Genomic DNA, 26,662 nt, shown 5'->3' with positions numbered 1-26,662 from the left:
ACGACAAGATGACAATATCGATTGCGAGGAGTTACCAATGCCCGACACGATTGAAGCATTAGTTTTACAGGCAATTGCCGCTGCCCAAAAGGCAGGCGAGCTACCAGAATTTACCGTAGAAAACGCCGGTGTCGAGCGACCCGCCGACACCTCCCATGGCGAGTGGACCTCAACGGTTGCTCTCAGGTCAGCTCGTGCGGCCCGCATGGCTCCCGCAAAAATTGCCCAGATCATTACATCGCATCTGCCTTCCGACCCCTCTATTGCGAAGGTCGAAATCGCAGGTCCTGGCTTCATCAACTTCTATTTGAACGCTGCAGCCAACAATGAGGTTATCCGTCAGGTTCGCGAGCAGGGCGACGATTTTGGTCGCGTTGACGAGGGCCACGGCCTCAAGGTCAACTACGAGTTCATCTCGGCCAACCCAACTGGTCCTCTGCACGTCGGCCACGGCCGCTGGGTGGCGTTGGGCGACTCGATGTGCAATGTCTTAGAGCACGCCAACTACAAGGTATGTCGCGAGTATTACATCAACGATCATGGCAGCCAGATGGACGTATTTGGTGGTTCGGTCGCCGTTCGTTACACGCAGCTCGTCGATCTTATCAACGAGAAACACATCAGTGTGGACGAGGCTTTTGACATCCTTCTTGCCGATCGCGAAGCCTACGTGGAAGACGAGGCTGACGAGAAGCCCGAGACGCATCGTTACATGGATGCCTTTAATGAGGCACTGGGTGGCAACGCCTATGGTGGCGACTACATCATCGAAATTGCTCGCGAGTTTTACCAGGCAGATGGCGACAAATGGGCCTCGCTTGATGCGAAGGAGCGCACCGACCAGTTTAGGGAGCGCGCGTACCAGGCAATGATGGCACGCATTAAAGCCACGATCGCAGAGGCTCGTTGCCCCATTGACATGTGGTTCTCGGAGCGCAGCTTGTATGTCAAGGACGAGACGGGCACCTCTCCGGTGGATCGCGCTTTTGCCCGTTTGGAGCAAAAGGGCCACCTGTATAAAACCGATGATGGCGCGCTGTGGTTCCGTTCGACCACCTTTGGTGACGATAAGGACCGCGTGCTTATCAAATCAAACGGCGAGTACACCTACTTTGCCTCCGATGTCGCCTATCACTGGGATAAGCTGCAGCGTGACGACTACTCCATCGACCTGTGGGGTGCCGACCACCACGGCTACATCGCGCGTGTAACAAACGTCTGCGATGCACTTGGCTACGAAGGCAAATTCGAGGTCGACTTGGGTCAGTTCGTAAACTTGCTGCGTTCTGGTCAGCCCGTTCGTATGTCCAAGCGTAAGGGCACGATGGTCACCTTCCAAGAACTTATCAACGAGGTCGGTGTCGATGCCACGCGCTACACCTTGGTATCGAAGTCCTCTAACCAGACGATCGATTTTGACATCGAGGCTGTCAAGCAGCGCAATGCGTCCAACCCCGTCTTCTATGTGCAGTATGCTCACGCGCGCATTTGCTCCATTTTGCGCCGCGCCGCAGGTGTCGATAACGCCCAGGCCCAGCAGCTGGGTATGGATGCGGTTGCCGAGAAGGCCATCGGGGATGACTACAACCTCTCGCTGCTCACCGACCCCACTGAGTTGCAAATTGCCCGTAAGCTCAACGCCATGAGCGATCTTATCGCCTCGGCCGCTCGCGACCGCGCTCCGTTTCGCTTGACGCATTATTTAGAGGAGCTCGCCAGCGACTTCCACGCATTTTATAATGCGTGCCAGGTTCTGCCCTCTGAGGGTCATTCTGTGGATCGGGAGCTCTCGCACGCACGTCTTGCTGCCTGCGATGCCGTGCGTCGCGTGTTGGCGCTAAACCTGAAGATGATTGGCGTTTCGGCTCCGACGAAGATGTAAGTCGCACGTAGTGGCGCCTAGCGTCTTGCAGCGCTTGGCGTCCGCCGCGCTGTCCGACGTGCCGTTCGCCGCGTGATCTTCTCGCCAGCTAAGAAGTTCGTTTGGCCTCCATATCATGCAGTTATCTGCATAATCTGCGAGGTTTATGGTATCGATTATGGTACCTCGCTATGGAGGCCAACTTTTTTGTTATAATGTGATGCACACACATACAGACTATGGTATACTGTCGCATAGTTCATCCACTTTTTCTTGTTGAACTTTATTTTTATTTCGAGCCTCATTCATTTCATGTATTCGTTGTAGTGAGTGTATATATCATTTTAATTTGAAGGAGACAAAGAGTGACCGATACTCCTGTCCATGCCGAGCAGTCGTTATCTGCTGGAGAAAACCCTGTTGAGAAGCCCTCTCAAGCCGACACAAATGCTGCTACCGCAAGCACTACCGAGGATATCGCGCAGGTTGCTGCCAACCCCGACATACCAGTCGATTTGGTGCTGCCAAAACGCCGTCGTGGTCGTCCCTCGAAGGCAGAAAAAGCGGCCTACGAAGCTACCGTCGCAGCCATTAAGGCGGCAAAAGAGACTGCTGCGCGTCAGCAGATGCAGGCTCAGGGTGTAAGTCAGGAGTCTGGGCAGACCCAGGAGCAAGCTCGCGGCCAGGCGTACGAGCCCGTACACGAGCAGACTCACGAGCAGTCGCAGCATTCGGGTATGCCTTCTAAGCAGGTGCGCGATATTGCAGCGCTCAATAGGCGCACTCAGCGCTACACTCGCGCTACGGCACATATGCAGCAAATGCCTTCGCAAACTTTATTGGAGCAGCCAGCCCCCTCAATGCAGCCAGCACAGTCGTTGCAATCGCCGCAACAAGAAGCGCATCCTCATCGTCGTCCTGGCCGTCTTGGACGTAATATGAGGCAGGAGAGAACAACACCGTTTGGTCGCAATCAAAATCATCAAAGTGGACCAAACGCGCAAAATGCGCAAAGCGCCTCTAACGCGCAAAACGGTCAAAATAATCACGATGGCCATAGTGCTCAAAATAATCAAAATAATCAGGGCGTTCAAAATTACCAGAACAACCAAAATTACCAGAACAATCAGAGCAACCAAAATAACCAAAACGTTCGCAATAACCGCAGGAATAATCGCCGTAATTTTGCGGAAAATAATTCTGGGCCATCGCTTACGCGTGAGCAATTAAGCGAGATGAAAGTTGCTAACTTGCGCGCACATGCACAAGAGTTGGATATTGATTTTGCGGGCGTCAAAAAAGCGCAGCTCGTTGAGCTTGTCTACGAGGCATCAGCGCGAGCAGAAGGCTATAGAAACGTCACTGGTGTGCTCGAAATTCAAAAAGAGGGACACGGTTTTGTACGTGCTGAAGGGTATATTCACGGTCCGCTTGATGCCTACGTCTATAGTCAAATGATTCGTCAATATGGGCTGCGACCTGGCGATTTTATCGAGGGCGTTATTACACCTCCCAAGGCAGCAAATAAGTCTTTGCCTCCCATTGGACGCCTTGTTTCTGTCAATGGTTTGCCGCCCGAGCAAATGCGCAAGCGCCCCAAATTCCGCGACCTCACGCCCATTTATCCTGACGATCCTCTGAAGCTCGAGAATGGCAAGGATTCGATTACGGGTCGCGCCATTGATTTGGTTTCTCCGATTGGTAAGGGTCAGCGCGGTCTTATCGTCTCGCCTCCAAAAGCAGGTAAAACTACGGTTTTGAAGCACATTTGCCAATCCATCGCGGCAAATAATCCCGAAGTGCACCTGATGTGCCTGCTCGTTGACGAGCGCCCCGAAGAGGTAACCGATATGCAGCGCTCGATTAAGGGCGAGGTTATTGCTTCGACCTTTGATATGCCTGCCGAAAATCACACCGCGGTGTCTGAGCTGGTCATCGAGCGTGCGAAGCGTATCGTGGAGCTCGGCGGCGACGTGGTCGTGGTGCTCGATTCGATTACCCGTTTGGCGCGTGCGTACAACCTTGCGCAACCCGCCTCGGGACGTATTTTGTCAGGCGGTGTCGATTCGGCAGCGCTCTATCCCCCCAAGCGTTTCTTGGGTGCCGCGCGTAATATCGAGAATGGCGGTTCGCTTACCATTATTGCTTCGGCTCTTATCGATACGGGCTCCAAGATGGATGAAGTTATCTTCGAGGAGTTCAAGGGTACGGGCAACATGGAGCTGAAGCTCGATCGTGATCTGGCCGATAAGCGTATCTTCCCAGCTATTGATCCCGTTGCTTCGGGTACTCGTAATGAGGAGCTGCTCATCGATCCTGCCTTGCAGCCCTTCGTCTGGGGTATTCGTCGCATTCTTGCGAACATGAACAATGTTGAGCGTGCGGAGTCGTCGCTGGTCAAGGGCCTTAAAGCGACCAACAGCAACGAGGAGTTTCTCATTCGTTCTGCGAAGAAGGCACAAAACGCGGAGCACCTTGACGCGCTGTAAGGTATCGAGCGTATAGCTGCGGCGCACTGTGGTGCGTAGTGTCATTACATGATTTGTTAACCTAGGACAGTTCCATGCTCGGAATGGGACTGTCCTGGCATTTTTCTTTCTAGAAAGCTAAAATTATAGTAAAGAGTAGTAATAAGCTTGTAATTCAAAAAGCCCGTCAAGACCAGAGAAACTCGCTAAGCTTCGAGAAGCTCATCAAGGGAAGGGTGCCACCATGTTCGCAGATAATGAGCGCCATAAAAACGATGGCAGCTCCAGTGGCATTAAATTGTTCGTGGTAGTACTTGCCATTCTTCTGGGAATAGCCTTTCTTGTGAGCACTTGGCTTTTTAGCGAAGATATTGAGTTCTCCTTATTGATAGTTACTCTGCTCTATGGTGTTGTCATGCCTAACGCTCTTGTTATAGCTTCACTCTACGATAAGGATTGGAAAAAACACGAACACAAACGTATCTTTTGCTACGCCTTTATGACTGTGGTATTTATTGCAGCATTTTTTGCTGAAGAAATTGCCGATGCCCTTGGGTTGACAAGAGATGAGTACTCCATCGGTCCAACTCCCTCTCTATATACCGTAATCAGTATTATTGCGATGCTTGTCTGTTTCTTTATGGCTTTTACTATGTGGGGAAAAACAGCTTGTAGAAGCAAGGATTTGTATGATCGTGCCACGAATACTCAGAGGCAGGACGCAGATATTTCCGCGAGAAAACGTTCATATGCAATCGTAAAATTGCTTGTGGTATTTGCTCTTATTGCTTTTTCCGTTTGGGACCTTTTCAATTTATGCTTTGTTTGTACATCTGAATATAACGAATACTCTATAATTGCGCTGCTTTGTGGTCTAGTGCTTCCGGATTTTATTATCATAGCTTCCCTTTATGATGTGCAGAGGCGCTCACATGCTCTTAAACGTGTTATTTGTGCGGTGCTCATAGCGATATCGTTCGTCGTCGTATTTTATGGTGAGAGCATTGCAGCTTGGCTTGAGATACCCATGGTTTCTTACGCTTTTAACATTGGGAAAGATGTAGAAGCTGCACTCAGCATTGTGGCTATGCTTGTATGCGCAGGCATAGCGCTTGCTATATGGGGAAAAGCGTTGATGACTGATTCACGACAGCACCTGCGCCAGCAATCACGGCAGTAACCGAATTTAGTCATAGTGGCTTACCATGATGTCGCTTGAGCTTGTGCTTTAAGCTTTCGCCTTGAGACTTTGCTTTGAGCTTTCGCCTTGAAATTTCGGCGATATTTTTGCTTTTGGGCAAGTAAACTTGGGTTTCTCGCTTGTATTATTTGAATATCGCAGTAAACTCAAAGTAGCTTTATGCAATCCTGCGTGAAGTGTCTAAAAAACGGTACTTATACTTAAAACACACTACGCCGTTGAAGAGTTTTTGCTGTTGTTTGCATGATGCTTTGCCTGATGTGTGCATGCGTAACGCAACAGATTTTGCAACATATTCGTAGCGCCTTAAGTATATCTACCAGCCACAAAGTACTGCGAGATGAGTGTACAGAAGGGTACTGGAGCTATGAACAGCTTACGTCGCACTACGCCACATACTTGCGCCACACCATACACCTACGTGCACCAAGGCATACATCCAGCGTTGTATGCTGGATTGTGCTTAAGTACGGTTGTGAGCACGTCTCGTGTAGCGCAGGCGGCATCTGATACCTCGCTGCTTGCTTCAGCTCGGGTCGTGTTTCGCGACCCCTTGTTTGCTGCGATGATCGTGGGAGTACCTTGTATCATTATTGGTCTTTTGGGTTACGAGACCTATCGCAGCTTTATGGAGGAGCATGCCGAGAATGGCGATGCGCTCGATGGTGAATCGTCTGGCGCGTCGGGTACAGATGGCCTTAGTGGTAAAAGTGACACGTTTACCTTTGCAAATGTGGTGATCTCAAGCACTGAGGTCGCGAGCAATGCAGCATCGCCCCAAAATTCAACCGCCCGCAATGCAGCTGCTCGCAAACCCAAGGCAAAGCATTTCGCCAAGGACTACGAGCAAATCGCACAAAACTACGTGGAGCGCCAGCGTTTTGAGCAGCGCCAAGAAGCGCAAAAGCAGGGCGTTCGTTCCATTTTGGTTGAGCGTCTCGGCGCGATTTTCTCGCCGAACATGATGATGGACGGACTTCCCGTTATCGAACGCGCCGATGGATCCGTTGGCGACATTGGCACGACCTGGTGGAAAGCCGCGGTTGGCGACCAGATGACGCACGAAGGTTCCATGGAAGCGGATTTCGATGACCCCACGCAGCCGCAAACCGACATTCCTACCCCGCAAAAAGTTATGGAGCGCCGCCGCCACAACGAGGTGGTTTCGCGCATTGCCAATATCGATTTTGGCCTGTATCCAGCCTCTCGCACGCCCGAGCAACTCAATGATCGTCGCGACGTGTGGGAGATTGCCTTGGCGGCACTTGACGAGAAGGCCCGCGAGGCCTCAGCTCATGTACCTGCGGTTTTGCCGACTGCGCCAAAGCCAGTGACAGCTTCTGCATTGCGTGTTTCGCTTGACACGGGCGACGTTGCTTTGAAGAGCGACGGTCAGGTTGCGACCGCCGCACCTGTGGACGCATCACCCCTTGGGATCGCGCCAGCAGTCTCCGCGCCAGAGTCGCAGGCCACCCCAGTGCCGACGACATCGACGCAAAAACAAGACGATCTTCTCGATGATATTATCGGCTTTACGAAGGTCTCGCTCGATGATCCCGAGCTGCCAGCCTCTTATACCGAGGTTATGCATTTTCACGCTCCTGGAAGTCAGTTGGGCGCTTTGGACGAGAAGAGCTATGTTGAGTATTTGATTGCCGACGAAATGTCGCGCGCGCGTCATCGCGGTGCGCATGCGAAGCGCTATGACTATCTGCACGTTATTGAGGGCGGCACCAGTGCAAACTTGATGGGCTCGTCGGGCGAGTTGCGACGGAAATCGCATCATAAGCCTCGTCATATGAAGCCGTTCGTAAAACAGCTTTCGAGCTCGTTGTCATTGCTGCAGCAAGGCTAGGCACCCAGCGTAGCGAGGCGTTGCTACATACGACGTTGCCAGCTATAAGATCTCAAGCCCAGCATCACTGCATTGAATCAGGCGTATCCAAAAGTTTGGGTACGCCTTTTTGCATGCGTCATATACCTGCTGGGCGTTCGCCTCGCCCCAACTGCGCAACCATCATTGGTTTTGCCGGCTGCTCCTGGTGTGAAAGTGGTTGATTCGCCCATGAGCTGGTATATCCCATGCCTTTGGATGTTGCAAATCAGGATATGATTTACGTAGGCGCATCCGTCGTGACCTTTTTGATCGAAGATCCTAGCAGGTCGTTGACGTTTTGGTGCTGTGGTGACCAGATCAGAAAGGTGCGGTAACCAACGCCGTGCAGATTGCGGAGCTGTTTGTCTAGGGAAGTGCGCTGTGCCCTGTGGTGCCCATCGAGGTGCAAGTAAGTTACCGATGGGACGCAAACGAGATATCTGCACAATATGTGATGAGAGCGCTGATTAGAAAAAAACTTTGATTTGAGGGCTTGCATCAGCGCGTACTTTTGCAATAATAGAACGCGCACCGTGGCGATGCACATGGTGGGCGTAGCTCAGTTGGCAGAGCGACGGACTGTGGCTCCGTAGGTCGAGGGTTCGAGACCCTTCGCCCACCCCAACGCAGCATTTGGTAGCATCACACATATCGGGCCGTTAGCTCAGCTGGCAGAGCAGGGGACTCTTAATCCCAAGGTCCAGGGTTCGAACCCCTGACGGCCCACCATTTTTTCTCTTACTCTTAAATCCCACATTTCAAATATCAAAGCTTGTGATTGTATAGCGTCTTTGTAACGCTGCGCACTCAAAGGCAAGAAACATGCCTTATGTTGGGATCGTGCGCTATTATAGAAAGCAACGCTTGTACCGTGCGTGTATATCGCGCGTGTATGCCACGAACTTCTCATCATGCAGGGGGTTTAGATGTCCGACGAACTGATCTTTTTGCAACCTGTGTTTCACCATAAAATTTGGGGCGGCCGTATGCTCGAAGAGCAATTTGACTACGAGCTTCCCGACACCACCATTGGCGAGTGTTGGGCCATCTCGGCGCACCCTGCGGGAGACTGCCAGGTGGCAACGGGAGCTTACAAAGGCCTGTATTTGTCGGAGTTGTTCCGCGCACATCGCGAGCTTTTTGGTGACGTTGCGGGCGATCAGTTCCCTCTGCTGGTAAAAGTTCTTGCGGCCGATGACGACCTATCAATCCAGGTACACCCCGATAACGACTACGCCTATAAGCACGAAGATGGTGCATTGGGCAAATCCGAGTGCTGGTATGTGCTGTACGCCAAGCCAGGTGCGACCATTCTGATCGGGCAGCACGCACAGTCGCCCGAGGAGTTTGCGCACAAGGTTGAGCAGGGCAAATGGGACGAACTTCTCAACATTATTCCTGTGAAGGCTGGCGACTTTTTCCAGATAAGCCCAGGCTGCGTGCATGCCGTTCGCGGGGGCACTATGGTGCTCGAAACGCAGCAGTCCTCGGACATCACCTATCGCGTCTACGATTATGATCGCCGTCAGGCCGATGGAACCCTGCGCACGCTGCATATGAAGCAGTCACTCGATTGCATCGATTTTTCTATGGGCGCACCCACCGAGGCTCCCGCCCTTCCTGCCGAGAAGCGCGGCGTAACGCGCCTTGTTGCCTGCGATGTATATACCGTCGACCGTGTGCGTGTATCTGGCGAGCTGACGATGGATCGTCCGGGGCCATTTTTATGTGTGAGTGTTATTGAGGGTGCTGGATCTATCAACGGTTGTGACGTGAACAAGGGGCAGCATTGCATAGTTCCCGCCACGGCTAATACGCTTGTGCTCGCGGGGGATATGGAATTGATTTGCTCGTATCCGCCAAGTAGCGATAAGTAAAAGCTGGAAGCGCGATCGCAGCGACAAGTAAAAGTGAAAAATGCTGGTGCGCCCGGGGGGACTCGAACCCTCAACCGCCGGATTAGAAGTCCGATGCTCTATCCGTTGAGCTACGGGCGCTCGTGCAAGCTATTTTATCACGCGGGTACTCCTTATGCATACTGTATTGCATACTGGATTGCAAATTTCATATGCCTCGTGCCGCGTCTTTCTCGATTTTACGAGCGATCTTCTCGCCCGCAAAATGCAAAATCACATTTTTAGAACTATAAATTTTTTCGAAAATGCGTCATACTTATGAAAGGTTTTGAATAAAACGTACGGGGAGATTCTTTTGATTTATACAGTTACGCTTAATCCTGCAATTGACTACGTAATGCATCCTCTCACGCTCGATATGGGTTTTACCAACCGCTCTTCTCACGAAGAAATTTATTGTGGCGGCAACGGCATTAACATTGCGGGTATTCTCAACGAACTAGGCGTAGCAAATACGGCACTGGGCATTTGTGGTGGCTTTACTGGCGACTATTTGATTCGCACGCTGCAATCGCAGGGGATTTCGTGCAATTTTGTGCGCCTCGATAAGGGCGATACGCGCATCAACGTCAAGCTCAACGGCATTGTTATGTCCATCGTTAACGGCATGGGCCCCACGATTCCGCAGCGTAAGCTCGATGAATTGCTGCAGCGCATGGATATGATCCGCGAGGGTGATACCGTCGTACTCACGGGCTCCATCCCCAAGAGTTTGCCCGATACCACTTACGACATGATTATGAATCATCTCGCTGGTCGCGGCATTCGTTTTGTGGTTGACGCGCCAGGCACCCTGCTTGTGCGTGCGTTGGGCGCCAAGCCATTTTTGATTAAGCCGAACAACCACGAGGTAGGTCGTCTGTTTGACGAGAAGCCCGAGACTCCCGAAGAATGTCTTCCCTTTGCACGGATTTTGCACGATCGCGGCGCCGCTAACGTCCTTGTTTCCTGCGGCAAATATGGTTCGGCTTTGTTGGACGAGCATGGCCGTGAGCACATTACGATGGTTCCGCCCTGCAAGCTTGTCAATGCGACAGGTGCGGGCGACTCCATGGTCGCCGGGTTTATCGCCAAAATCGATGAGGGTGCCGATTATGCAACGGCATTGAACTTTGCATCGTGTTGCGGTTCTGCAACAGCTTCGTCAAAGTACCTTGCAAATCGTGCAACGATTGATAAACTGTATGCCTCATTAGGTGCCGTGTTAGAAGAGCATAAAGAGGAGATAGAAGCTGCACTCGAACGCGTGCGCAAAGCGGATCGTTATGCCGATACCCTCGACAAACACTAAACAGAGCATGAAGGAGTTTTATGGTTTCCCAAACAGTTACGCTTTCGAACTCACATGGTTTGCATATTGGTCCTGCAACCACCTTTGCCAACGGGCTTTCGCAGTTCCCCTGCACAGTAGAGGTCATTGCACAAGGTAAGCGTATTGATGCAAAAAGCGCTCTTGGTCTTATGGGCGTCGGCATTACCAAAGGTATGGAAATAGAAATTATCTGCACGGGCGATCGCGAAGATGAGGCCCTAGCACACGCCTTGCATCTTATCGAGAGCTTTAATTAATCATCAGTACGGAGGGTTTACATGTTTAAAGGGGTTAATGCATCCGATGGCATTGGTATTGGTGTAGCGCGCGTGGCTGTCGAGCCCGATTTGTCGTTTACGCCGCATGCACCAGCCGATGTCGAGGCCGAAAAAGCGCGTTACGCCGCAGCCATCACAAAATTCGTCGAGCAGACGCGCGCGCAAATCGAGCGCATGAAGCAAACGGTGGGCGAGGAGTCCGCCGCTATCATGGGTGCACACATCGAGTTTGCCGAGGACGATGGCATTAAAGATATGGTCAACGGCTCTATTAGTGCTGGCATGTGTGCCGAGCAGGCCGTCTGCGATGCTTACGACACCTACTACACCATGTTTTCGCAGATGGAAGACGAGCTGTTCCGCGAGCGCGCTGCCGACGTTGCTGACGTCAAGACTGGTCTTCTCGCCGACTTGCTTGGCAAGGAAGTTGTGGACCTGTCCACGCTGCCCGAGAATTCCATCATCGTGGTACACGAGTTAACTCCTTCGATGACGGCCGATATCGATAAAAACAACGTTGCTGGTATTGTGACCGAGACAGGTGGCCGTACCTCGCACTCTGCGATTATTGCCCGCGCCCTCGAGATTCCTGCCGTGTTGTCGGTCGCCGACGTGACACTGAATATTAAAAATGGCGATAAGGTCATTGTGGATGGTGCACACGGCCACGTTATCGCCAACCCCGCTGGCGACGAGCTGGCCACCTATGAGGCCAAGGCCAAGCAGTATGCCGAAGAAAAGCAGGCGCTGGAAGCTTATCGCGGCAAGCCAACGGTCACGGCCGATGGCGAAAAGGTCATGCTTGTTGCCAACATTGGTAACCCCGACGACGCCAACATTGCCGCCGAGCACGACACTGAGGGTATCGGTTTGTTCCGCTCAGAGTTTTTGTTTATGGACGCCCCCGAGCTTCCTTCCGAGGACTCACAATTTAGCGCCTATCAAAAGGTTGCTCTGCGCATGAAGGGTATGCCTGTCATCATCCGTACGCTCGATGTGGGTGGCGATAAGGAAATCCCGTATTTGAACATGCAAAAGGAAGAAAACCCCTTCATGGGCTTCCGCGCGATTCGTTATTGCTTGAACAACCCCGACCAGTATAAGGTGCAGCTGCGTGCTTTGCTTCGTGCTTCTGCCTTTGGCGATGTCAAGATCATGCTTCCTTTGGTGACGAGCATCACCGAGGTCCGCGAGGCACGCGCATTGGTAGAGCAGTGCAAGGACGAGCTGCGCCGTGAGGGCATTCAATTTAACGAGAATATCGAAGTTGGTACCATGATCGAGACTCCCGCCGCATCGCTTATTGCCGATGACCTGGCGCAGGAGTGCGACTTCTTCTCGATCGGTACCAACGACCTCATTGGTTACACCATGTGCGCCGACCGCGGCAATGACCGCGTGGGTTACCTGTACGAGGTATATCAGCCGGCTGTGTTGCGTTCGCTGAAGCGTGTCATCACCGAGGGTCGCCGCGCTGGCATTATGGTTGGCATGTGCGGTGAGGTTGCCGCCGATCCGCTGATGGTTCCCGTGCTTCTGTCCTTTGGTCTGTCTGAGTTCTCGGTTTCGGCGCCTTCGATTTTGCGCACGCGCCGCATTATTTCGATGTGGACCAAGACTGAGGCAGACGAACTTACCGAGAAGATCATGAGCTTGAAGACCGCTGCTGAGGTACGCGAGGCGCTGCAGGCTGCCATGCGCTAAGCGCTGGTTCGCTGGCTTACCGATCTGCTAGTTTACTGCACACATAGGCTATCGCTTGTTAGTAATTTGCGGCGCCCCCGCACGGGAGCGCCGCAAATTTGTCTACCGCTTGGGAAAGCAGCCTGCCAGCGCAATGCGTTAAGCTACCAGCTGCAAGAAGCCGCGGGAATGACCCGCAAGCCAGAGGGGAGTATCGTGATGTCAAAGTCACGTCCACTCAAAGGCTCGCCATCGGCTTGTACGGGTACGTCTTCATCAAAATGAAGTTGAACATGCTGCGCGCGCTCGGTCTGTATAATACGTGATTTGGTATGCGCGCCGACACGCGCAAGGCCAAATAAGCTCAGCAGGTGCGGCAAGTTTGGCACGCTCGTGTTGTAGCAAAGATCAAAGTAGCCGTCGTGGGGAAGAGCCTCGGGGCAAATTTTAAATCCTGCACCATAGGTGGGACCAATTTGCATGACAAAGATAACGGTTTTGAGCTCGACGGTCTTTTCGTCAATATGAGCTATGCAATTCCAGGTAGGGGGCCGTTTACTAAAAAACTTAAAGCCCGAACTCACAAAGAGCGAGGTGCCCTGCTGAGTAGTGCCAGCCTCGCGGCGCTTAGTTGTGTCGGCGGCCACCAACGCATCAAGGCCAAACGAAAGCGTTTCGGCAAAATATTCACCATTGACGCAGCCAAGGTCGATGTTTTTGACGGGACCTTGCATAAGCTGTCCGAGCGCCGCCTCGGGAGCGTTGCGCGCAATAGCCAGCGTGCGTGCATAATCGTTGCCAGTGCCCATAGGAATAATGCCGAGTACGGGACGCTTGTGCGCGGGGATAGCCATAAGCCCGTTGACCACCTCGTGAATAATGCCGTCTCCGCCTAAGGCGATGACCGTCTGATATTCGCTCGCCTCGCGCGCGGTTCGTCGTGCGTCATCCATCGTTTTGGTGCGATATACGCTAAAACCCTGCGTTGCCCGAGAAAAACTGTGCAAAAAGCGCTCCACAAAGTCTGCGGCCGCAGCCCCTTTGCCACTATGAGAACTTGGATTCGCAATAACAAGTGTTTGCCCAAGATACGTTTGTGCCATACACAAATCTCCTATGGATAAAGACCTACTAAAATGATATCAAACTATGTGTCTCTCACAACGACAGGTTATAAAAGACGATATAATAATCGAGAAAAAATTTCGCGAGTAAGGGTTTACATGAGGACAGCTCACCCAGCAAAATCAGTAACAACAAAACCAAACAGCAACGCCTCCGCGCAAGCCATTCTTGATGCTATCGGCGGTGTGCATAATATCGTAAGCTTTACCTGTTGTGCGACTCGTTTGCGCTTTGAGCTAAAGGATGCCTCACGCGTTCAGGCATCTGCAATTGAGGCCCTGCCCGAGGTGTTGGGTGTGGTGCCACAAAGTGGCAATCGCTATCAGATTATTGTTGGTGGTGCGGTGCAATCCGTCTACACGCAGGTTAACAAGCTTATCGAGAAAAACGCGCATACGGCTGGGGCGCTGGATGCTGATGCGTATCAAGATGGCAACGCCGCCGCGGAGTCTGATGCTAGTGCTACGGGTGCCGCGACCGACGTAAGCGCTCAGGCTGTCGCCGACACCGTAACCACCGCTGCGCAGACTTCAGACAAACCCGCTTTTCTCGACAGCTTTTTGGAGTATCTCTCCGATTCTTTCCGCCCCATCCTGGGTGTATTATTGGGAGCTTCACTCATCATTGCGCTGACCTCGCTGCTGGGAGCATTTGGTTTAGGCGCTTCTGTCGATAGCGCTGGAGCAAAAGCAGGTGGCTGGGCCTTTATCGACGCGATGTGGCATGCCATCCTATACTTTTTGCCCATCATGGTTGCTTACAACGCTTCTAAAAAACTCGATGTCGATCCCTGGCTTGGCGGCGCCATTATGGCCACGCTCATGATGCCAAGTTTTACGGGGCTTGCGGCCAATTTCGACAGCACCCTAGTCAAAGATCCAGCTCTTGGCACGACCGTTGCGGTGGCTAATATTTTTGGTCTGCCCATGCAGCTCAATGATTATGGCGGACAAGTCTTTGCGCCGCTGCTCATGGTGCCGCTGCTGGCACTGGTGTATCACCAGATTAAAAAAGTCTTTCCCGCAAACTTCCAGATGGTATTCGTGCCGTTCTTCTCAATGCTCATCATGATCCCCGTAACCGCCTTCCTTATCGGGCCGTTCTCGATATGGCTGGGCAACACGATTGGCACGACCTTCGGTTGGATTAACGAAAAAGCGCCTTTTGCCTTTGCCGTGCTCATCCCACTTATGTATCCTTTTTTGGTGCCGCTGGGCCTGCACTGGCCGCTCAATGCGCTCATGCTTGTCAACATCAATACCATGGGATACGACTTCATCCAAGGCTCCATGGGTACCTGGAATTTTGCCTGTTTTGGTGCGACGGCTGGCGTGCTGGTTTGTGCCATGCTCGAGCACGATAACGTGATGCGCCAAACGGCGACGGGTGCGCTTGCGGCTGGTCTTATCGGCGGCATTTCTGAGCCTTCGTTGTATGGCATTCACCTGCGCTACAAGCGTGTGTATCCGCGCATGCTCGCGGGCTGCTTGGTTGGCGGCATTACCATTGGTGTGCTTGGCCTTCCCACTTCAGGTGTATTTACCTCGGCGTTTACCTTTACCTCGCTGCTAACGATTCCGTCGTTTACCCCCATGGGCGCCTATGCCATTTCGGTGGCTGCGGCATTCTTTACCTCGATGATTTTGGTTGCTGTGTCGGGTTATCACGAGAAAGATGCATCTGACGAGAAACCCGCCGAAGCTGCTGCTGATGCCGTCGAAGCTGAACCCACCTCCACCGCTCCATTCACCGTTTTAAGCACGGTGACTGGTAAGGTTATCAGCCTTGCTGAGACAAGCGAAAAAGTCTTTGCCTCGGGTATGTTGGGCGAGGGCGTTGGTATTATCCCCGAAGCATCCGTCTTTGTAAGTCCTGTGACTGGAACGGTAAACGTGGTGCAAAAAAATGGTCACGCCTATGGTATTACGTCTGCTGATGGTGTTGAAGTTTTGGTACACATTGGTATTGATACGGTCGAACTTGAGGGTAGGGGATTTACGCCGCAGGTTGCTGTCGGGCAACAGGTTCAAGCGGGAGATCCTCTGGCGCAGGTTGATCTCGACGTAGTTCGCGAGGCTGGCTTCGAAACAACGACATTCGTTGTCATTACCAATACGGATGACTTTGCGCAGGTAAAACCCTTGGTCGGCATGACGGCTGATGTCAATACGCCCGTGATTGAGATAACAAAATAGCTTGATGCTTTGAGCTGTGCCTCAAAATAGTTTGACGCTTTGAGTTGCGTCCCAGGGTCTTGCGTCCTAGAGACCCTTTTTCGTTGGACCAGCCTCGAGGGTGCTCCAGGGTCTTACGCTCTAGATTTTTATGCTTTAGGAAACTCCGTGCGATCCTTGGTCGTCTTGTAGGCTCTGTCCATCCTGGCAACGTCATCATCAGAGACGGGTAGCCCGCCCTTCTCGACCAGGCGTTGTTTGATGCTCGCAATATCACCACCATGCAGGTCAATCACAGCAAAGTGAAGTTTTTGCTGCAGCGATTTGCGATAGACCCAGCATGGACGCACGTTGGCGTTGGAAATCTGTGTCTGCCCGCCGCGTTTCTCGAGCGTTGCTTCGAATATCATTCCGTGCTCGGTATTCTCGTTATGCACAGTTTCGAGCCTTTGATTGCTTATGAAATTGCCCATCGAGTAGACGACGTGGGTTTTGTTGCCGCCCGCGCCAGTTATAACCTCGGTGTCTTGAATGACGTGCGGATGCGATCCAAGAATCAAGCCGACGCCATTATCGGCCAGCACTTTGGCCCAGGTCTTTTGGTACTCGTTGGCCTTTACGTCGTACTCGGTGCCCCAATGAACGTACGAAATGATGAAGTCCACCTTTTGTTCCTTGAGCCAGGCGGTGTCCTTTTGGATGGTCTCTTTGTTCAGATGGTCGATGATGCCCTGCGCCGTTACATTGGCTCCTTGGTTAATGCCATAGGTGTAGGCCAAAATGCCGATCTTAATGTTGTTCTTCTCGACAATAAGGGGATTGGGGCGCTGTTGCGCTTTGTGCGTGCCGACTGCGTGCATGCCGCGCTCGACGATGGCATCCAAGGTGTCGTACACACCGCCTTCGCCCTGGTCAAAGCTGTGATTATTGCTGGTCGACAAGACATCGAAGCCCGCTTTTTTGACCGCATCGAGAAGTTCGATGGGGCTGTTAAAGGCAGGAAAACCCGAAAGGCCTGTATTCTTTTTGGTCACGGTTTCGAAGTTGCCAAGCGCTAGGTCGTAGCCTTGTAGCGCCGCGGCAACATCGGTAAAGCTTCCATCAAAATTGTACGATCTGCTCTGTGCACTGTAGGCAGCGTGTGCTTGTCCGAGGTGGCACATAATATCGCCGACTGCACCGAGCGTGACTCGTGTTGTTTGATCCTGTGGCGGCGCGGGGGCTTCTTGTTGGAGGACGCCCTGCGGTATGGGTTGCGTTGATTTTTGAGAAGATGCTGTGTTGTTGTGAGGTCTTGCGAAGATGCTCCACAGAACGAAGGCAAATAAAAGGCAGGTTGCGCTTGTCAAAAAGAGGAGCACGAAGCGCGGCCATTTGGAGCGTCGACGAGGGCGCTTGGGCTGCTGGAGGAACTGCTGGGAGTGTTTTAGTTGTTGGAGCTGTTGAGGTTGCTGGTGCTGCTGAGTCTGCTGTGGTGGGTGGTGGAATTTCGGAAGCGGCTTGAGCTGTTTGGCTTGGGGTTGCTGAGTTTGCTCAGCGGACAGGCCTTCGTCATGCGTGGGGGAAAGGCGATGCGGATTTTGACGAGGAGTTACCATAACGAATTCCTTTGAGCGATACCGCCAAACGAGGTGAAGAAAACGAGGTACAGAAAATCGCTAGACAAAAAAATGGAGCGGCAGACGGGGCTCGAACCCGCAACAGTCAGCTTGGAAGGCTGATGCTCTACCAGTTGAACTACTGCCGCAACTGGGTTGCTACGATACTTGTTGTAGACACGCTACAAGCATGTTGCAAAAAACATACTACAAGCATGGTCGGGGTGACTGGATTCGAACCAGCGACCCTCTGCTCCCAAAGCAGATGCGCTACCAAGCTGCGCCACACCCCGATTAGCTTAGGTTAGTATAGCAAGCTTTCACAACATTGCAAGTCTTGAGCAATGCTTGCCACGCCCTGTGCACACACGTCTACGACATGCTTATGATGCGTCTGCGATGCGTCTAAAATATTTTTAATATCGCGAGAAATGCTGTGTAGTTTGCAACGACCTCAAGTGTTTTAATTCCAGATTTTGCCAAGATCTTCTCGGCAGAAGCTTCGACGGTTGCCTGTATGCCTGCCTTCGCTAAATAGTCGTGCAATAATTCGTTGGTCCCTCCGCAGACATAAAACGACATACTCGCGGTGCCTTTGTCTGAGGAGTTTTTATCTGAGACGTTTTTATCCGCATCGCTTTGCGTTAGCTTGCGCAAGATGCTGAAGTCAATATCCTTGAGCCACGCGGGATCTTCACCATCGGGCACCTGCGCATTGACGGCGGCGTGAGCTGCAGCGCTTGTTGCGCCGCTGGCTGCACTGCTGGTCACACAGCTGTTTTGCCCCACTGGTTTAAAATGTGTTACAAACACAAAACTGGCAGGCTATTTTGCTAAGAAATCGCTATGCTTTTGTACAAAGACCTTTTAAGTCTTCGTTTGTGCAAAGCCTTTGTCGCACAAGCCTTTGTCGAACGAGGCTCTTCGCTGGGCAAAGTCCTCGTCGTACCCATGATTGGAAGCGTATGCAATATTCACAAAAAGTTATAGCTGATCTTAAAGATCGTTACGCCACGCAGCCCGAATTTATTCAAGCCGCATCAGAAGTGCTCACGAGTTTACAACCCGTGTTAGATGCGCATCCCGATTATGAACAGGCATCGCTGCTCGAGCGCCTCGTTGAGCCCGAGCGCATTGTGATCTTTCGTGTTCCTTGGGTTGATGATAAGGGCAAGGTGCAGGTCAATAGGGGATACCGCGTTGAGTTTAATTCAGCACTTGGCCCCTATAAGGGAGGGCTTCGCCTGCACCCCAGCGTCAATCTTTCCATCCTTAAGTTTTTAGGCTTTGAGCAAATTTTTAAAAACAGCCTCACTACGCTTCCCATGGGCGGCGGTAAAGGTGGATCAGATTTTGATCCCAAACATAAGTCCGATCGTGAGGTCATGGCCTTTTGTCAAAGCTTTATGACTGAGCTATATCGACACATTGGTCCCAACACCGACGTTCCTGCGGGCGATATTGGTACGGGTGCTCGAGAGATTGGCTACTTGTTTGGGCAATATAAACGCCTGCGTAATGAGTGGTCGGGAGTGTTAACGGGCAAGGGCTTAAGCTATGGTGGCTCGCTTGCACGTACTGAGGCCACAGGCTATGGTGCTGTATATTTCTTGACGCACATGCTTGCTGCAAAAAATGACAGCATTGAGGGCAAACGCATCTGCATTTCGGGAGCTGGCAATGTTGCGTTGTACGCCACCGAAAAAGCCCAGCAATTGGGTGGTATTGTGGTCACCGTTTCCGATTCGTCGGGTTACATCTATGATCCCGAGGGCATCGACATTGATCTTCTCAAAGAGATCAAAGAGCGGCGCCGTGAGCGTCTGACGGCATACGAAGCACAACGCCCCTCGGCGACCTATCACTCTGGTGAGCGTCCATGGAACGAGGACTGCAATATTGCCATGCCTTGTGCTACGCAAAATGAACTTGAACTTGCAGATGCACAGAAGCTTGTGGCGCATGGCTGCGCGTATGTCGTTGAGGGCGCCAATATGCCGACCACCCTTGAGGCCACGAGCTACCTGCAGCAGCATGGCGTATTCTTTGCTCCTGGTAAGGCTGCCAATGCTGGCGGTGTTGCTGTCTCGGGTTTGGAAATGAGCCAAAACGCTGCGCATGAGGTGTGGACGTTTGATGAGGTTGAGCTGCGCTTGCAACAGATTATGTCGTCAATTTATCAGGCTGCGTCCACCGCTGCGTTACACTATGGTCGTCCAGACGATTTGGTGTTCGGTGCTAATATTGCGGCCTTCAATAAGCTTGCCCAAGCGATGATGGCGCAAGGTGTCGTGTAAGTTCTGTGGTAAGCACGCACCTGATGTCGCGTAGGCGTACCCAAGCCCCCGTGTGTCGGCAGCGCAAGGTATTGTGTAGAAAAAAATTAGATACCGATTATTCAGATGTTTTGACCGCAAAACGAGTGGGTACACCATGTTTGTCTGGTATTATGTCAAAGTTGTATGTTTTTCTCTGCGGGCGTGGTGGAATTGGTAGACACGCTAGATTTAGGTTCTAGTGGGCAAACCCCGTGAAGGTTCGAGTCCTTTCGCCCGCACCAATGTACAACAGGTGCAACGTACACAACGTACATATACATATGCGACGTGAGCTAGACATAGCCGCAGAAGGTTCAAGACACTGGAGGAACGTTGAAGATTACTGTCACTGCTGGAAAGCCCCAGGACAACAAGGTTGTCGCTACGCTTGTCGTAGCTGCTGCAGATGTTAATAAGGTCATTGCTGCAGCGTACAAAGACATTGCGAATCGCTACAATTTCCAAGGTTTCCGTAAAGGTAAAACCCCTCGCCCCGTTATTGACGGTATTGTAGGAAAAGAAGGCGTTCTATCTCAGGCAACCAATGAGCTTTTGAAGCAGGCTGAGCCGCTCATGCTCGAGGAGCTTAACATCACCCCTGTTGGTGAGCCTAATTACGGCGATGAGCCCGTCATTGTGGTGGAGGGTTCCGACTACACCATTGAGGTAACCATTCCTGTTCGTCCTGAGGTTGAGCTCGATTCCTACGACGCTCCGAGCATCAACATGCCTCCGCAAGAGGTCACCGATGCCGAGATTTACGAGCAAATCGATCTCCTTTTGTCGTACCGCACCTCCTATGAGGACATCGATGAGGATCGTGGCGCCCAAGCCGACGATATTATCAACATTGATATCGAGAATGTCGAGAATGCCGAGCGCTTTGCAGGCACCAACCGCATGCTCGCTCTGAATGACAAGGGCCTTCCTGAAGGCTTTAACGAGGGTCTTATTGGCATGAAGAAGGGCGAGACCAAAGAGATTACCTGGTCAGAGACGCATGATGCTGCCGAGAAGACTGATGCAGCCGACGACTCCGACGCCGAGAAGACCGACAAGACCTCAGCTCACGACCACAAGTTTGCTGTCAAGGTAACCTTGAATGCCATTAAAAAGTCGGTTGTTCCCGAGCTCACCGATGAACTTGCCGAGAAGGGCTTCGGCTTCAAGACGGTCGCTGAGCTCCGTGACGCGCTTAAGTCCGAGATTGCTTCCGACAAAGAGCACAGACTGCCTACCCTCAAAGAGAATCGCGTGCTTGAGGCTATGACCGAGCACCTCAAGCTGGACGAGGTTCCTGCCGACTATGCCAACCAGGTCTTTAACGAAATCACGCAAAACTTCTTGGCACAGCTACAGGCGCAAGGTGCCACCCTTGATTCGTGGCTGCAGGCACAGGGCATCAGCCCACAGGCATTTATCGCCGACCTGCACGAGCAGGCTGATCAGAATGCTCGTCAGAGCCTGACGCTCGAGGCCATTGCTGCAAAGCAGGGCTTTGAGGCCACTGAGCAGGACATTCGCGATGAGTTTGCCAAGGCGCAAAGCGGCGATCCCGATGAACTCATCGAGGATTGGCGCAAAAGTGGTCAGCTTCCAGCAGTGCGTTCGGCCATTAAGCGCCACAAGGCTCTTGACTGGTTGGTAGAAAACGCCAAGGTCACCGAGGTAGACGAGGTTGCCGAGCGTCGCGCTGCTCGTAATGACGCCAACGCCGACGAGGCTGACACAAAGACCACCAAGGCCGATGTCAAAGCCGACAAAGCCGACAAAGCCGAAAGCAAGAAAAAGGCTGCTAAGAAGCCTGCCACCAAAAAGAAGGCAGCCACCAGCGATGTCAAGTCTGAAGATACCAAGGTAAAGAAAGACGAAAAGGATGATTAATCCAAGCAATATTCCACTGATCCCATATGTCGTCGAGCAAACACCGCGCGGTGAGCGTAGCTATGACATCTACTCTCGTCTTTTAAACGACCGCATTGTGTTTCTCGGCGAAGAAGTGACGCGTGATTCCGCTAACTTGGTCATCGCGCAGCTCCTTCACCTCGAAAGCCAGGATCCCGATAAGGACATTGCTCTGTACATCAACTCACCTGGTGGCGATGTGTACGCAGGCCTCGGCATTTTGGATACGATGAACTTTATCAAGCCCGACGTTTCGACCATTTGCGTGGGCATGGCAGCCTCCATGGGCGCCGTGCTTCTCGCTGCGGGCACCAAGGGTAAGCGCTTCGCGTTGCCCAACTCGATGGTCCTCATTCATCAGCCGAGCTCGGGCGCACATGGTCAGCAAACAGAGATCCAAATTGCTGCTGACGAGACCAAGTACATCCGCGAGCACCTCAACGAACTGCTCGCCGACTTTACGGGTCAGCCAGTCGAAAAGATCAACGCTGACACCGAGCGCGATAAGTACATGCGCGCTCGTGAGGCTTTTGCCTATGGTCTGGTCGACGAAGTCATTACCTCGCGTAAAGACAGTACTGCTGCAACGAGCGGCGCAATTACGGGCGCATCCAGCGCCGGCAGCGCGCTCACAGACACAGATGTCGCTACGAGCACGGAGTCCAAGGAGCGTTAATGTCGAAGTATGACGACCGAATGCCAAACGACCCCATTTGTTGCTCCTTTTGTGGCAAAACGCGTGATCAGGTAAGTAAGCTCATTCAGGGCGCAAACGGTGTGTTTATCTGTGATGAATGCATTGCTGCCTGCAGCGATATTATCGGCGCCGCGCAAGCCTTTGACTTTGACGAACAAGGCGAGGCCAACGAGGGCGACGGCGTTCTTATCAAAAACCTGCCCACTCCGCGCGAGTTTTACGATGAACTTTCGCAGTACGTGATGGGCCAGGAGGACGCCAAGCGTGCCATGAGCGTGGCCGTGTACAACCATTATCGCCGCGTCATCCTAGGTAATAACGAGCCCGTCGACGATGACGAGGAGCAGGTCGAGCTCGCCAAAAGTAACATTTTGCTTTTGGGTCCCACGGGTACGGGTAAGACCTTGCTCGCGCAAACGCTGGCGCGTTTTCTTGAGGTGCCTTTTGCGATTGCTGACGCCACCACGCTTACCGAGGCTGGCTACGTCGGCGAGGATGTCGAGAATATCCTGCTCAAGCTTATTACCGCTGCCGATGGCAATGTCGAGCGTGCACAGGTCGGTATTATCTACATCGACGAAATCGATAAGATCGCGCGTAAGGCCGAAAACCTTTCGATCACGCGCGACGTTTCGGGCGAAGGCGTGCAGCAGGCGCTCCTCAAGATTCTTGAGGGCACGCAAGCAAGCGTTCCTCCCCAGGGTGGGCGCAAGCATCCGCAGCAAGAACTTATCCACATCGATACCACCAATATCCTGTTTATTTGCGGTGGTGCTTTTGTGGGGCTCGATAAGATCGTGGCCGACCGCATTGGCAAAAAGGGCATTGGTTTTAATGCGCAGTTGGGCAAGAAGGTCGAGGATTCTTCCGACGAGCTCATGAGCGAAGTAACGCCGATGGACTTGCACAAGTTCGGCATGATTCCCGAGTTTGTGGGCCGTATTCCAGTGATCACGTCAACACGCGAGCTGAGCGAAGACGATCTGGTCGAGATTTTGACGCAGCCAAAAAATGCTATCACCAAGCAGTATCGTCGTATGTTTAAGCTCGAGGGCGTTGAGCTGGAGTTTGAGCCAGAAGCCTTGCGTGCTATTGCCCGTATGGCGCTCAAGCGAAAGACGGGTGCCCGCGGCCTACGTGCGATTTGCGAGGCAACGCTGCAAGACACCATGTTTACAATTCCTGACGACTTAACGGTCGAGAAGGTCATCGTGACGCCTGAGTCGGTCGAGACCGACGAGCAACCTCGTTTTGTGAGCTCAAAAAAGAAAAAGCGCAGCAAATAGCGAGCAATGTTCGCTGTGCGCACTCGCGCGTGATAGTAAGAAGCTTTGCATAGCGTCAGATGGTTTGCAATGCAACTACGGACAGTATTACAAAAAACAAAGAGTGTACGAGCGATTCCCGTATGGTTTTGTACGGGGGCCGCTCTTTGGTATGTGGGCTTAAAGCGAGTGCTTATTCCCTGGCTTCACAATACGGTGCTTGTTGTTGGGTTTGTATGCCTGTTTATAGCAGTGGTCGTAAGTATGCGAGCAGTTGCAAACCTGCGTCATAATGCTTGGCTCAGTCAGCGTGTGAAGCCGTGGGTTAACGCATGTTTGCGATTCTTGTTGCTTCTCTTTTTGGGACTTGGTTTGCTGCTGATGTGTTTGTATGCGCTGCTCCTTTTCGTGTTTAATTTTCGCTCGAATGATCATTTTAGCTACAAGGGAAAAACCTACTATTACGACGATGTCAGCTGGCTTGCCCCTGCGTACATCATTGACGAGCAAACAAGTCTTTTGACCACCAAGGAAATTGGGCGCTACTGCCCCAATCGCTTCATTGATTGTGAGCATTTTGACGAAGCTCAAGCTCGCACCATTATGGAGTCGTTGTTTGATGGTCCATCCAGCCGCTCGACGGACGAGAAGCCCGATAAGCCTGCCGAGAAGCCCGACGCTATGGATAAGCCCAGTGGCACCGCTGACCCCAGCGAGAATACCAGTGCGTCTGGTACAAAGCCACAAGCAGCACAGCTGTCATCGACCTCCTCGCAGCCCTTAAGCCAACAAGCAGGTCAAAAAATTTTAGATGCTTGTGAATCTCCTGAGGTCGTGTCACTCAAAAATTCAGCGTATCACCTTGTCGTTGTTGATGCTGCCATGGGTCGCCGACGCTGGTTTTTTGCGAAGAAAAGCAGCGCGAGTCTGACGTTTATTTCTGAGGTACCCGAGACTAGCCCTCACGCATCTGGGTTTCTCGATAAAGGTGGTACTATTCACCTGCGATTTGTCGACATCAATAAGAATGTGCACGAGTATCGATCAAATGATAGGGGCTTGAGCTGGGTTACCGTTAGGCGCTAGCCTAGAGTCAGACGGACGAGAAGTACTCCCGTTGAGAGGAGCTCCCGTTGAGGAGCGCCAAGTTAAGAAGTATGCATCGTCAAGAAGTGCTAACGATAAGAAGTATGCATCGTTAGTCTTAACGGCGAGCAGCGTTCACGTCGTCAGTGCCAGCATCTTCGCCTGCACCATCGCGAGCACCACTTATGAGTGGATAAAGTTTTTTACTCAGTGCGGGTCCCACCACAAGGCCAGTGAAACTCAACAGAAAGCCCACGGCAAATTTGTAGATAAACCCTCCATCGAACAGCAGCTTAAGAGGCATTAACAGGCAAAACCAAACAAACGCAATCATGCCAAAACCGCAGATAACGCGCAGGACGCATTCTTTTGTGTTGCTACGATCGATTTGGAAGTTTACGAAGGCCTTCTCGGCCCACCAACTAACACCAAGACCTGCCAAGAGTCCCACGCTCGTAAAAGCATCTTTTTGCATCGCCATCACGTTCACCATGGATGCGAGACCCTCGCGCGGGTATGGCTTTGCGAGGGTATAAACAAGAAGCATCGCCGCGACGCCACAAAACGTGAGTGCGACCTGCCAAGCGGGTGTTGTGGCAGACTCCATCCAACGCAAGGCCTTGTCGCCAAGCCATATCGAAACCACACCCACGCAAAAACCAGCAAGGACGTCTTGCGGCATATGCACACCAAGAATATTGCGGGAAAAGCCAATCAAACCTATAAGCGTCAGCGCCGCGGGAACCAACCAGCGCGCAGCATCCTTAAAGTACCAGCTCGCAGACCCAAACACACTCGTTGCCGTTTGCGTGTGGCCGCTGGGAAACGAATAGCTTGTTGCACCGCCGATCGCCGCCTTGGAAGGATGTATCTCGAGTGAACGAATCCACGGCCGCGCCACGCAAAAGGTATCCTTGATGGTCTGATTGAGGTTGGTGCCAATGGCAAAGCTGGTAACCGAAAACCACGCTGCGCGCTTATCGACACACCAATAGAGCAGACAGCAAAGTACAAGTGCAGCTGGTGCTACAAGAATGCTACTGACAACATTAAACAGGGGGTCGAGAAGACCCTCGAATTGCAGACGTATATCTTGCAGCCATAAAAGATAGGTGATATCCATAGAAACTTTCTGGTAAGCGCGCGATGCGCGATGTTCAACTTGACCTCGAGTCGTGTGTGAGCACGGATGCAGATACTCGGGTGTGCGGCTGTGAGTACGCAGATTGCAGTGCGAGTAAACCTATGAGTACATTATACGTTATCGCAGTACAGGTCTGAATCGTGCGTGCTGCTTAATCTATCGTGTTGCTTAACCTACAATACAAGGTATGTTTGGTGCCGCATGTAACTCAAGATTAACCCTGCTAAAAAATGATACCTATGCCGCATAACTAGGTTTCCCTGCTTATAGAAAGTGTCAAAAATACGATTTGAGGTCAATTGAACTTATCTCTATTCAGTCGATAATACAGCACTGAAGATTGACAGAAGGCATTGGCTGAGCGTCTATGACAGGTTGTACTGTCTTATAAATATCTTTTTTTACAGCCTCTACATCAATTTTGTTCAAATCCATTGACAGAACTTCTCTGTTTCCATGAGAAATTAATTTAAAGGTGTTATCAAAAAGATAGTCCATATCATTACCATCAACATATAGAGGAGCTTTCTTTTTAGCCTTGGGGGTAACCGCACCCGTTGGGGTTTAGGTGTGAGCGTGGTTGTGTCTACGCTAAGACCATCAGGCTCTGAGTCTTTTTCAGCTGTGTCGTCATCATCGCTGGGGGAAGGCCATGTGCGTGGGCGTTCTTTATACACAAAGCTAAAGGTGAGTTTATGCAAGGGAAGGCTTTCTGGGGATAAAAAATGGTCGTCAGTGAGATTGTTGGCGACCAA

19 protein-coding genes and 6 tRNA genes are annotated in these 26,662 nt (G+C 51.9%); 17 read left to right on the top strand and 8 right to left on the bottom strand.

Annotated features, from left to right (window positions below; genetic code table 11):
* Positions 1-37: 37 nt before the first annotated feature.
* The 7 genes from argS (at position 38) to HMPREF3192_RS03945 (ending at position 9,283) form a co-directional block, all read left to right on the top strand.
* Complete coding sequence (gene argS, locus HMPREF3192_RS03975) at positions 38-1,882, top strand: arginine--tRNA ligase (RefSeq protein ID WP_066305608.1); 1,845 nt, start codon at positions 38-40, stop codon at positions 1,880-1,882.
* Positions 1,883-2,226: 344 nt separating this feature from the next.
* Positions 2,227-4,350, top strand: coding sequence for a transcription termination factor Rho (rho, locus tag HMPREF3192_RS03970; RefSeq protein WP_082715635.1), 2,124 nt, complete (start codon positions 2,227-2,229; stop codon positions 4,348-4,350).
* A gap of 223 nt (positions 4,351-4,573) precedes the next feature.
* The gene (locus tag HMPREF3192_RS03965) at positions 4,574-5,509 is read left to right on the top strand and encodes a hypothetical protein (RefSeq protein WP_066305606.1); all 936 of its coding nucleotides are present in this window, start codon (positions 4,574-4,576) and stop codon (positions 5,507-5,509) included.
* A gap of 496 nt (positions 5,510-6,005) precedes the next feature.
* Positions 6,006-7,385: a hypothetical protein gene (locus HMPREF3192_RS03960; RefSeq protein WP_156422856.1), complete on the top strand. Its 1,380-nt coding sequence runs from the start codon at positions 6,006-6,008 to the stop codon at positions 7,383-7,385.
* A 569-nt stretch (positions 7,386-7,954) separates the two neighbouring features.
* A tRNA-His gene (locus HMPREF3192_RS03955) sits at positions 7,955-8,030 on the top strand.
* Positions 8,031-8,059: 29 nt separating this feature from the next.
* Positions 8,060-8,135 (top strand) — tRNA-Lys (locus HMPREF3192_RS03950).
* A gap of 197 nt (positions 8,136-8,332) precedes the next feature.
* On the top strand, positions 8,333-9,283 hold the full coding sequence (locus HMPREF3192_RS03945; RefSeq protein WP_066305599.1) for a type I phosphomannose isomerase catalytic subunit: 951 nt from the start codon (positions 8,333-8,335) through the stop codon (positions 9,281-9,283).
* A 44-nt stretch (positions 9,284-9,327) separates the two neighbouring features.
* On the opposite strand, the gene HMPREF3192_RS03940 is transcribed toward HMPREF3192_RS03945, so the two are convergent.
* Positions 9,328-9,403 (bottom strand) — tRNA-Arg (locus HMPREF3192_RS03940).
* A 214-nt stretch (positions 9,404-9,617) separates the two neighbouring features.
* On the opposite strand from HMPREF3192_RS03940, the gene HMPREF3192_RS03935 reads away from it, so the two are divergent.
* The 3 genes from HMPREF3192_RS03935 to ptsP are packed head-to-tail and all read left to right on the top strand — an operon-like array spanning position 9,618 to position 12,616.
* Complete coding sequence (locus HMPREF3192_RS03935; RefSeq protein ID WP_066305654.1) at positions 9,618-10,613, top strand: 1-phosphofructokinase family hexose kinase; 996 nt, start codon at positions 9,618-9,620, stop codon at positions 10,611-10,613.
* 20 nt (positions 10,614-10,633) lie between these two features.
* Positions 10,634-10,891 (top strand): HPr family phosphocarrier protein, encoded by a 258-nt coding sequence (locus HMPREF3192_RS03930; protein WP_066305598.1) that lies wholly within the window; start codon positions 10,634-10,636, stop codon positions 10,889-10,891.
* Positions 10,892-10,912: 21 nt separating this feature from the next.
* Positions 10,913-12,616, top strand: a complete 1,704-nt coding sequence (gene ptsP, locus HMPREF3192_RS03925; RefSeq protein ID WP_066305596.1) for a phosphoenolpyruvate--protein phosphotransferase — start codon at positions 10,913-10,915, stop codon at positions 12,614-12,616.
* Between the two features lie 143 nt (positions 12,617-12,759).
* Here the strand turns inward: ptsP and HMPREF3192_RS03920 are convergent, their stop codons facing one another.
* Positions 12,760-13,698 (bottom strand): diacylglycerol/lipid kinase family protein, encoded by a 939-nt coding sequence (locus HMPREF3192_RS03920; RefSeq protein ID WP_066305594.1) that lies wholly within the window; start codon positions 13,696-13,698, stop codon positions 12,760-12,762.
* Positions 13,699-13,818: 120 nt separating this feature from the next.
* On the opposite strand from HMPREF3192_RS03920, the gene HMPREF3192_RS03915 reads away from it, so the two are divergent.
* On the top strand, positions 13,819-15,915 hold the full coding sequence (locus tag HMPREF3192_RS03915) for a glucose PTS transporter subunit IIA (protein WP_066305590.1): 2,097 nt from the start codon (positions 13,819-13,821) through the stop codon (positions 15,913-15,915).
* A 128-nt stretch (positions 15,916-16,043) separates the two neighbouring features.
* Here the strand turns inward: HMPREF3192_RS03915 and HMPREF3192_RS03910 are convergent, their stop codons facing one another.
* From HMPREF3192_RS03910 to HMPREF3192_RS03895, 4 genes are all read right to left on the bottom strand, one after another.
* The gene (locus tag HMPREF3192_RS03910; RefSeq protein WP_066305588.1) at positions 16,044-17,492 is read right to left on the bottom strand and encodes a CapA family protein; all 1,449 of its coding nucleotides are present in this window, start codon (positions 17,490-17,492) and stop codon (positions 16,044-16,046) included.
* 73 nt (positions 17,493-17,565) lie between these two features.
* A tRNA-Gly gene (locus HMPREF3192_RS03905) sits at positions 17,566-17,641 on the bottom strand.
* A gap of 67 nt (positions 17,642-17,708) precedes the next feature.
* A tRNA-Pro gene (locus HMPREF3192_RS03900) sits at positions 17,709-17,785 on the bottom strand.
* A 112-nt stretch (positions 17,786-17,897) separates the two neighbouring features.
* On the bottom strand, positions 17,898-18,263 hold the full coding sequence (locus HMPREF3192_RS03895; protein ID WP_066305585.1) for a hypothetical protein: 366 nt from the start codon (positions 18,261-18,263) through the stop codon (positions 17,898-17,900).
* Between the two features lie 194 nt (positions 18,264-18,457).
* Here HMPREF3192_RS03895 and gdhA point away from each other — a divergent pair, with 194 nt between their 5' ends.
* From gdhA to HMPREF3192_RS03865, 6 genes are all read left to right on the top strand, one after another.
* Positions 18,458-19,789 (top strand): NADP-specific glutamate dehydrogenase, encoded by a 1,332-nt coding sequence (gene gdhA, locus HMPREF3192_RS03890; RefSeq protein WP_066305583.1) that lies wholly within the window; start codon positions 18,458-18,460, stop codon positions 19,787-19,789.
* Positions 19,790-19,966: 177 nt separating this feature from the next.
* Positions 19,967-20,052, top strand: a tRNA-Leu gene (locus tag HMPREF3192_RS03885).
* 91 nt (positions 20,053-20,143) lie between these two features.
* Positions 20,144-21,694: a trigger factor gene (tig, locus tag HMPREF3192_RS03880; protein WP_066305582.1), complete on the top strand. Its 1,551-nt coding sequence runs from the start codon at positions 20,144-20,146 to the stop codon at positions 21,692-21,694.
* Positions 21,687-22,391: an ATP-dependent Clp protease proteolytic subunit gene (locus HMPREF3192_RS03875; RefSeq protein ID WP_082715634.1), complete on the top strand. Its 705-nt coding sequence runs from the start codon at positions 21,687-21,689 to the stop codon at positions 22,389-22,391. Before tig ends, HMPREF3192_RS03875 begins: the two co-directional genes overlap by 8 nt.
* Positions 22,391-23,698 (top strand): ATP-dependent Clp protease ATP-binding subunit ClpX, encoded by a 1,308-nt coding sequence (clpX, locus tag HMPREF3192_RS03870; protein WP_066305580.1) that lies wholly within the window; start codon positions 22,391-22,393, stop codon positions 23,696-23,698. The genes HMPREF3192_RS03875 and clpX overlap by 1 nt, the downstream gene beginning before the upstream one ends.
* Before the next feature lie 243 nt (positions 23,699-23,941).
* Entirely contained in the window at positions 23,942-24,763 is an 822-nt protein-coding gene (locus HMPREF3192_RS03865; protein WP_156422855.1) for a hypothetical protein, read from the top strand.
* 118 nt (positions 24,764-24,881) lie between these two features.
* On the opposite strand, the gene HMPREF3192_RS03860 is transcribed toward HMPREF3192_RS03865, so the two are convergent.
* Together HMPREF3192_RS03860 and HMPREF3192_RS07000 are read right to left on the bottom strand one after the other, a co-directional pair.
* Positions 24,882-25,886, bottom strand: a complete 1,005-nt coding sequence (locus tag HMPREF3192_RS03860; protein ID WP_066305575.1) for a phosphatase PAP2 family protein — start codon at positions 25,884-25,886, stop codon at positions 24,882-24,884.
* Positions 25,887-26,371: 485 nt separating this feature from the next.
* Positions 26,372-26,662: hypothetical protein (locus HMPREF3192_RS07000; protein ID WP_231723356.1), on the bottom strand; the 291-nt coding region annotated here is incomplete at its 5' end.

Source organism: Atopobium deltae (assembly GCF_001552785.1).
Taxonomy (GTDB): domain Bacteria; phylum Actinomycetota; class Coriobacteriia; order Coriobacteriales; family Atopobiaceae; genus Atopobium; species Atopobium deltae.
Note: the sequence above shows the minus strand (reverse complement) of the source record. Positions and strands in the feature narration are given on the sequence as shown.

What these genes read in the sequence shown, in the direction of transcription:
- argS (WP_066305608.1), top strand. Translation starts at nt 38, where the DNA reads ATGCCCGACACGATTGAAGCATTAGTTTTACAGGCAATTGCCGCTGCC.
- HMPREF3192_RS03965 (WP_066305606.1), top strand. Translation starts at nt 4,574, where the DNA reads ATGTTCGCAGATAATGAGCGCCATAAAAACGATGGCAGCTCCAGTGGC.
- HMPREF3192_RS03945 (WP_066305599.1), top strand. Translation starts at nt 8,333, where the DNA reads ATGTCCGACGAACTGATCTTTTTGCAACCTGTGTTTCACCATAAAATT.
- HMPREF3192_RS03930 (WP_066305598.1), top strand. Translation starts at nt 10,634, where the DNA reads ATGGTTTCCCAAACAGTTACGCTTTCGAACTCACATGGTTTGCATATT.
- ptsP (WP_066305596.1), top strand. Translation starts at nt 10,913, where the DNA reads ATGTTTAAAGGGGTTAATGCATCCGATGGCATTGGTATTGGTGTAGCG.
- HMPREF3192_RS03920 (WP_066305594.1), bottom strand. Translation starts at nt 13,698, where the DNA reads ATGGCACAAACGTATCTTGGGCAAACACTTGTTATTGCGAATCCAAGT.
- HMPREF3192_RS03915 (WP_066305590.1), top strand. Translation starts at nt 13,819, where the DNA reads ATGAGGACAGCTCACCCAGCAAAATCAGTAACAACAAAACCAAACAGC.
- HMPREF3192_RS03910 (WP_066305588.1), bottom strand. Translation starts at nt 17,492, where the DNA reads ATGGTAACTCCTCGTCAAAATCCGCATCGCCTTTCCCCCACGCATGAC.
- gdhA (WP_066305583.1), top strand. Translation starts at nt 18,458, where the DNA reads ATGCAATATTCACAAAAAGTTATAGCTGATCTTAAAGATCGTTACGCC.
- HMPREF3192_RS03875 (WP_082715634.1), top strand. Translation starts at nt 21,687, where the DNA reads ATGATTAATCCAAGCAATATTCCACTGATCCCATATGTCGTCGAGCAA.
- clpX (WP_066305580.1), top strand. Translation starts at nt 22,391, where the DNA reads ATGTCGAAGTATGACGACCGAATGCCAAACGACCCCATTTGTTGCTCC.
- HMPREF3192_RS03865 (WP_156422855.1), top strand. Translation starts at nt 23,942, where the DNA reads ATGCGAGCAGTTGCAAACCTGCGTCATAATGCTTGGCTCAGTCAGCGT.
- HMPREF3192_RS03860 (WP_066305575.1), bottom strand. Translation starts at nt 25,886, where the DNA reads ATGGATATCACCTATCTTTTATGGCTGCAAGATATACGTCTGCAATTC.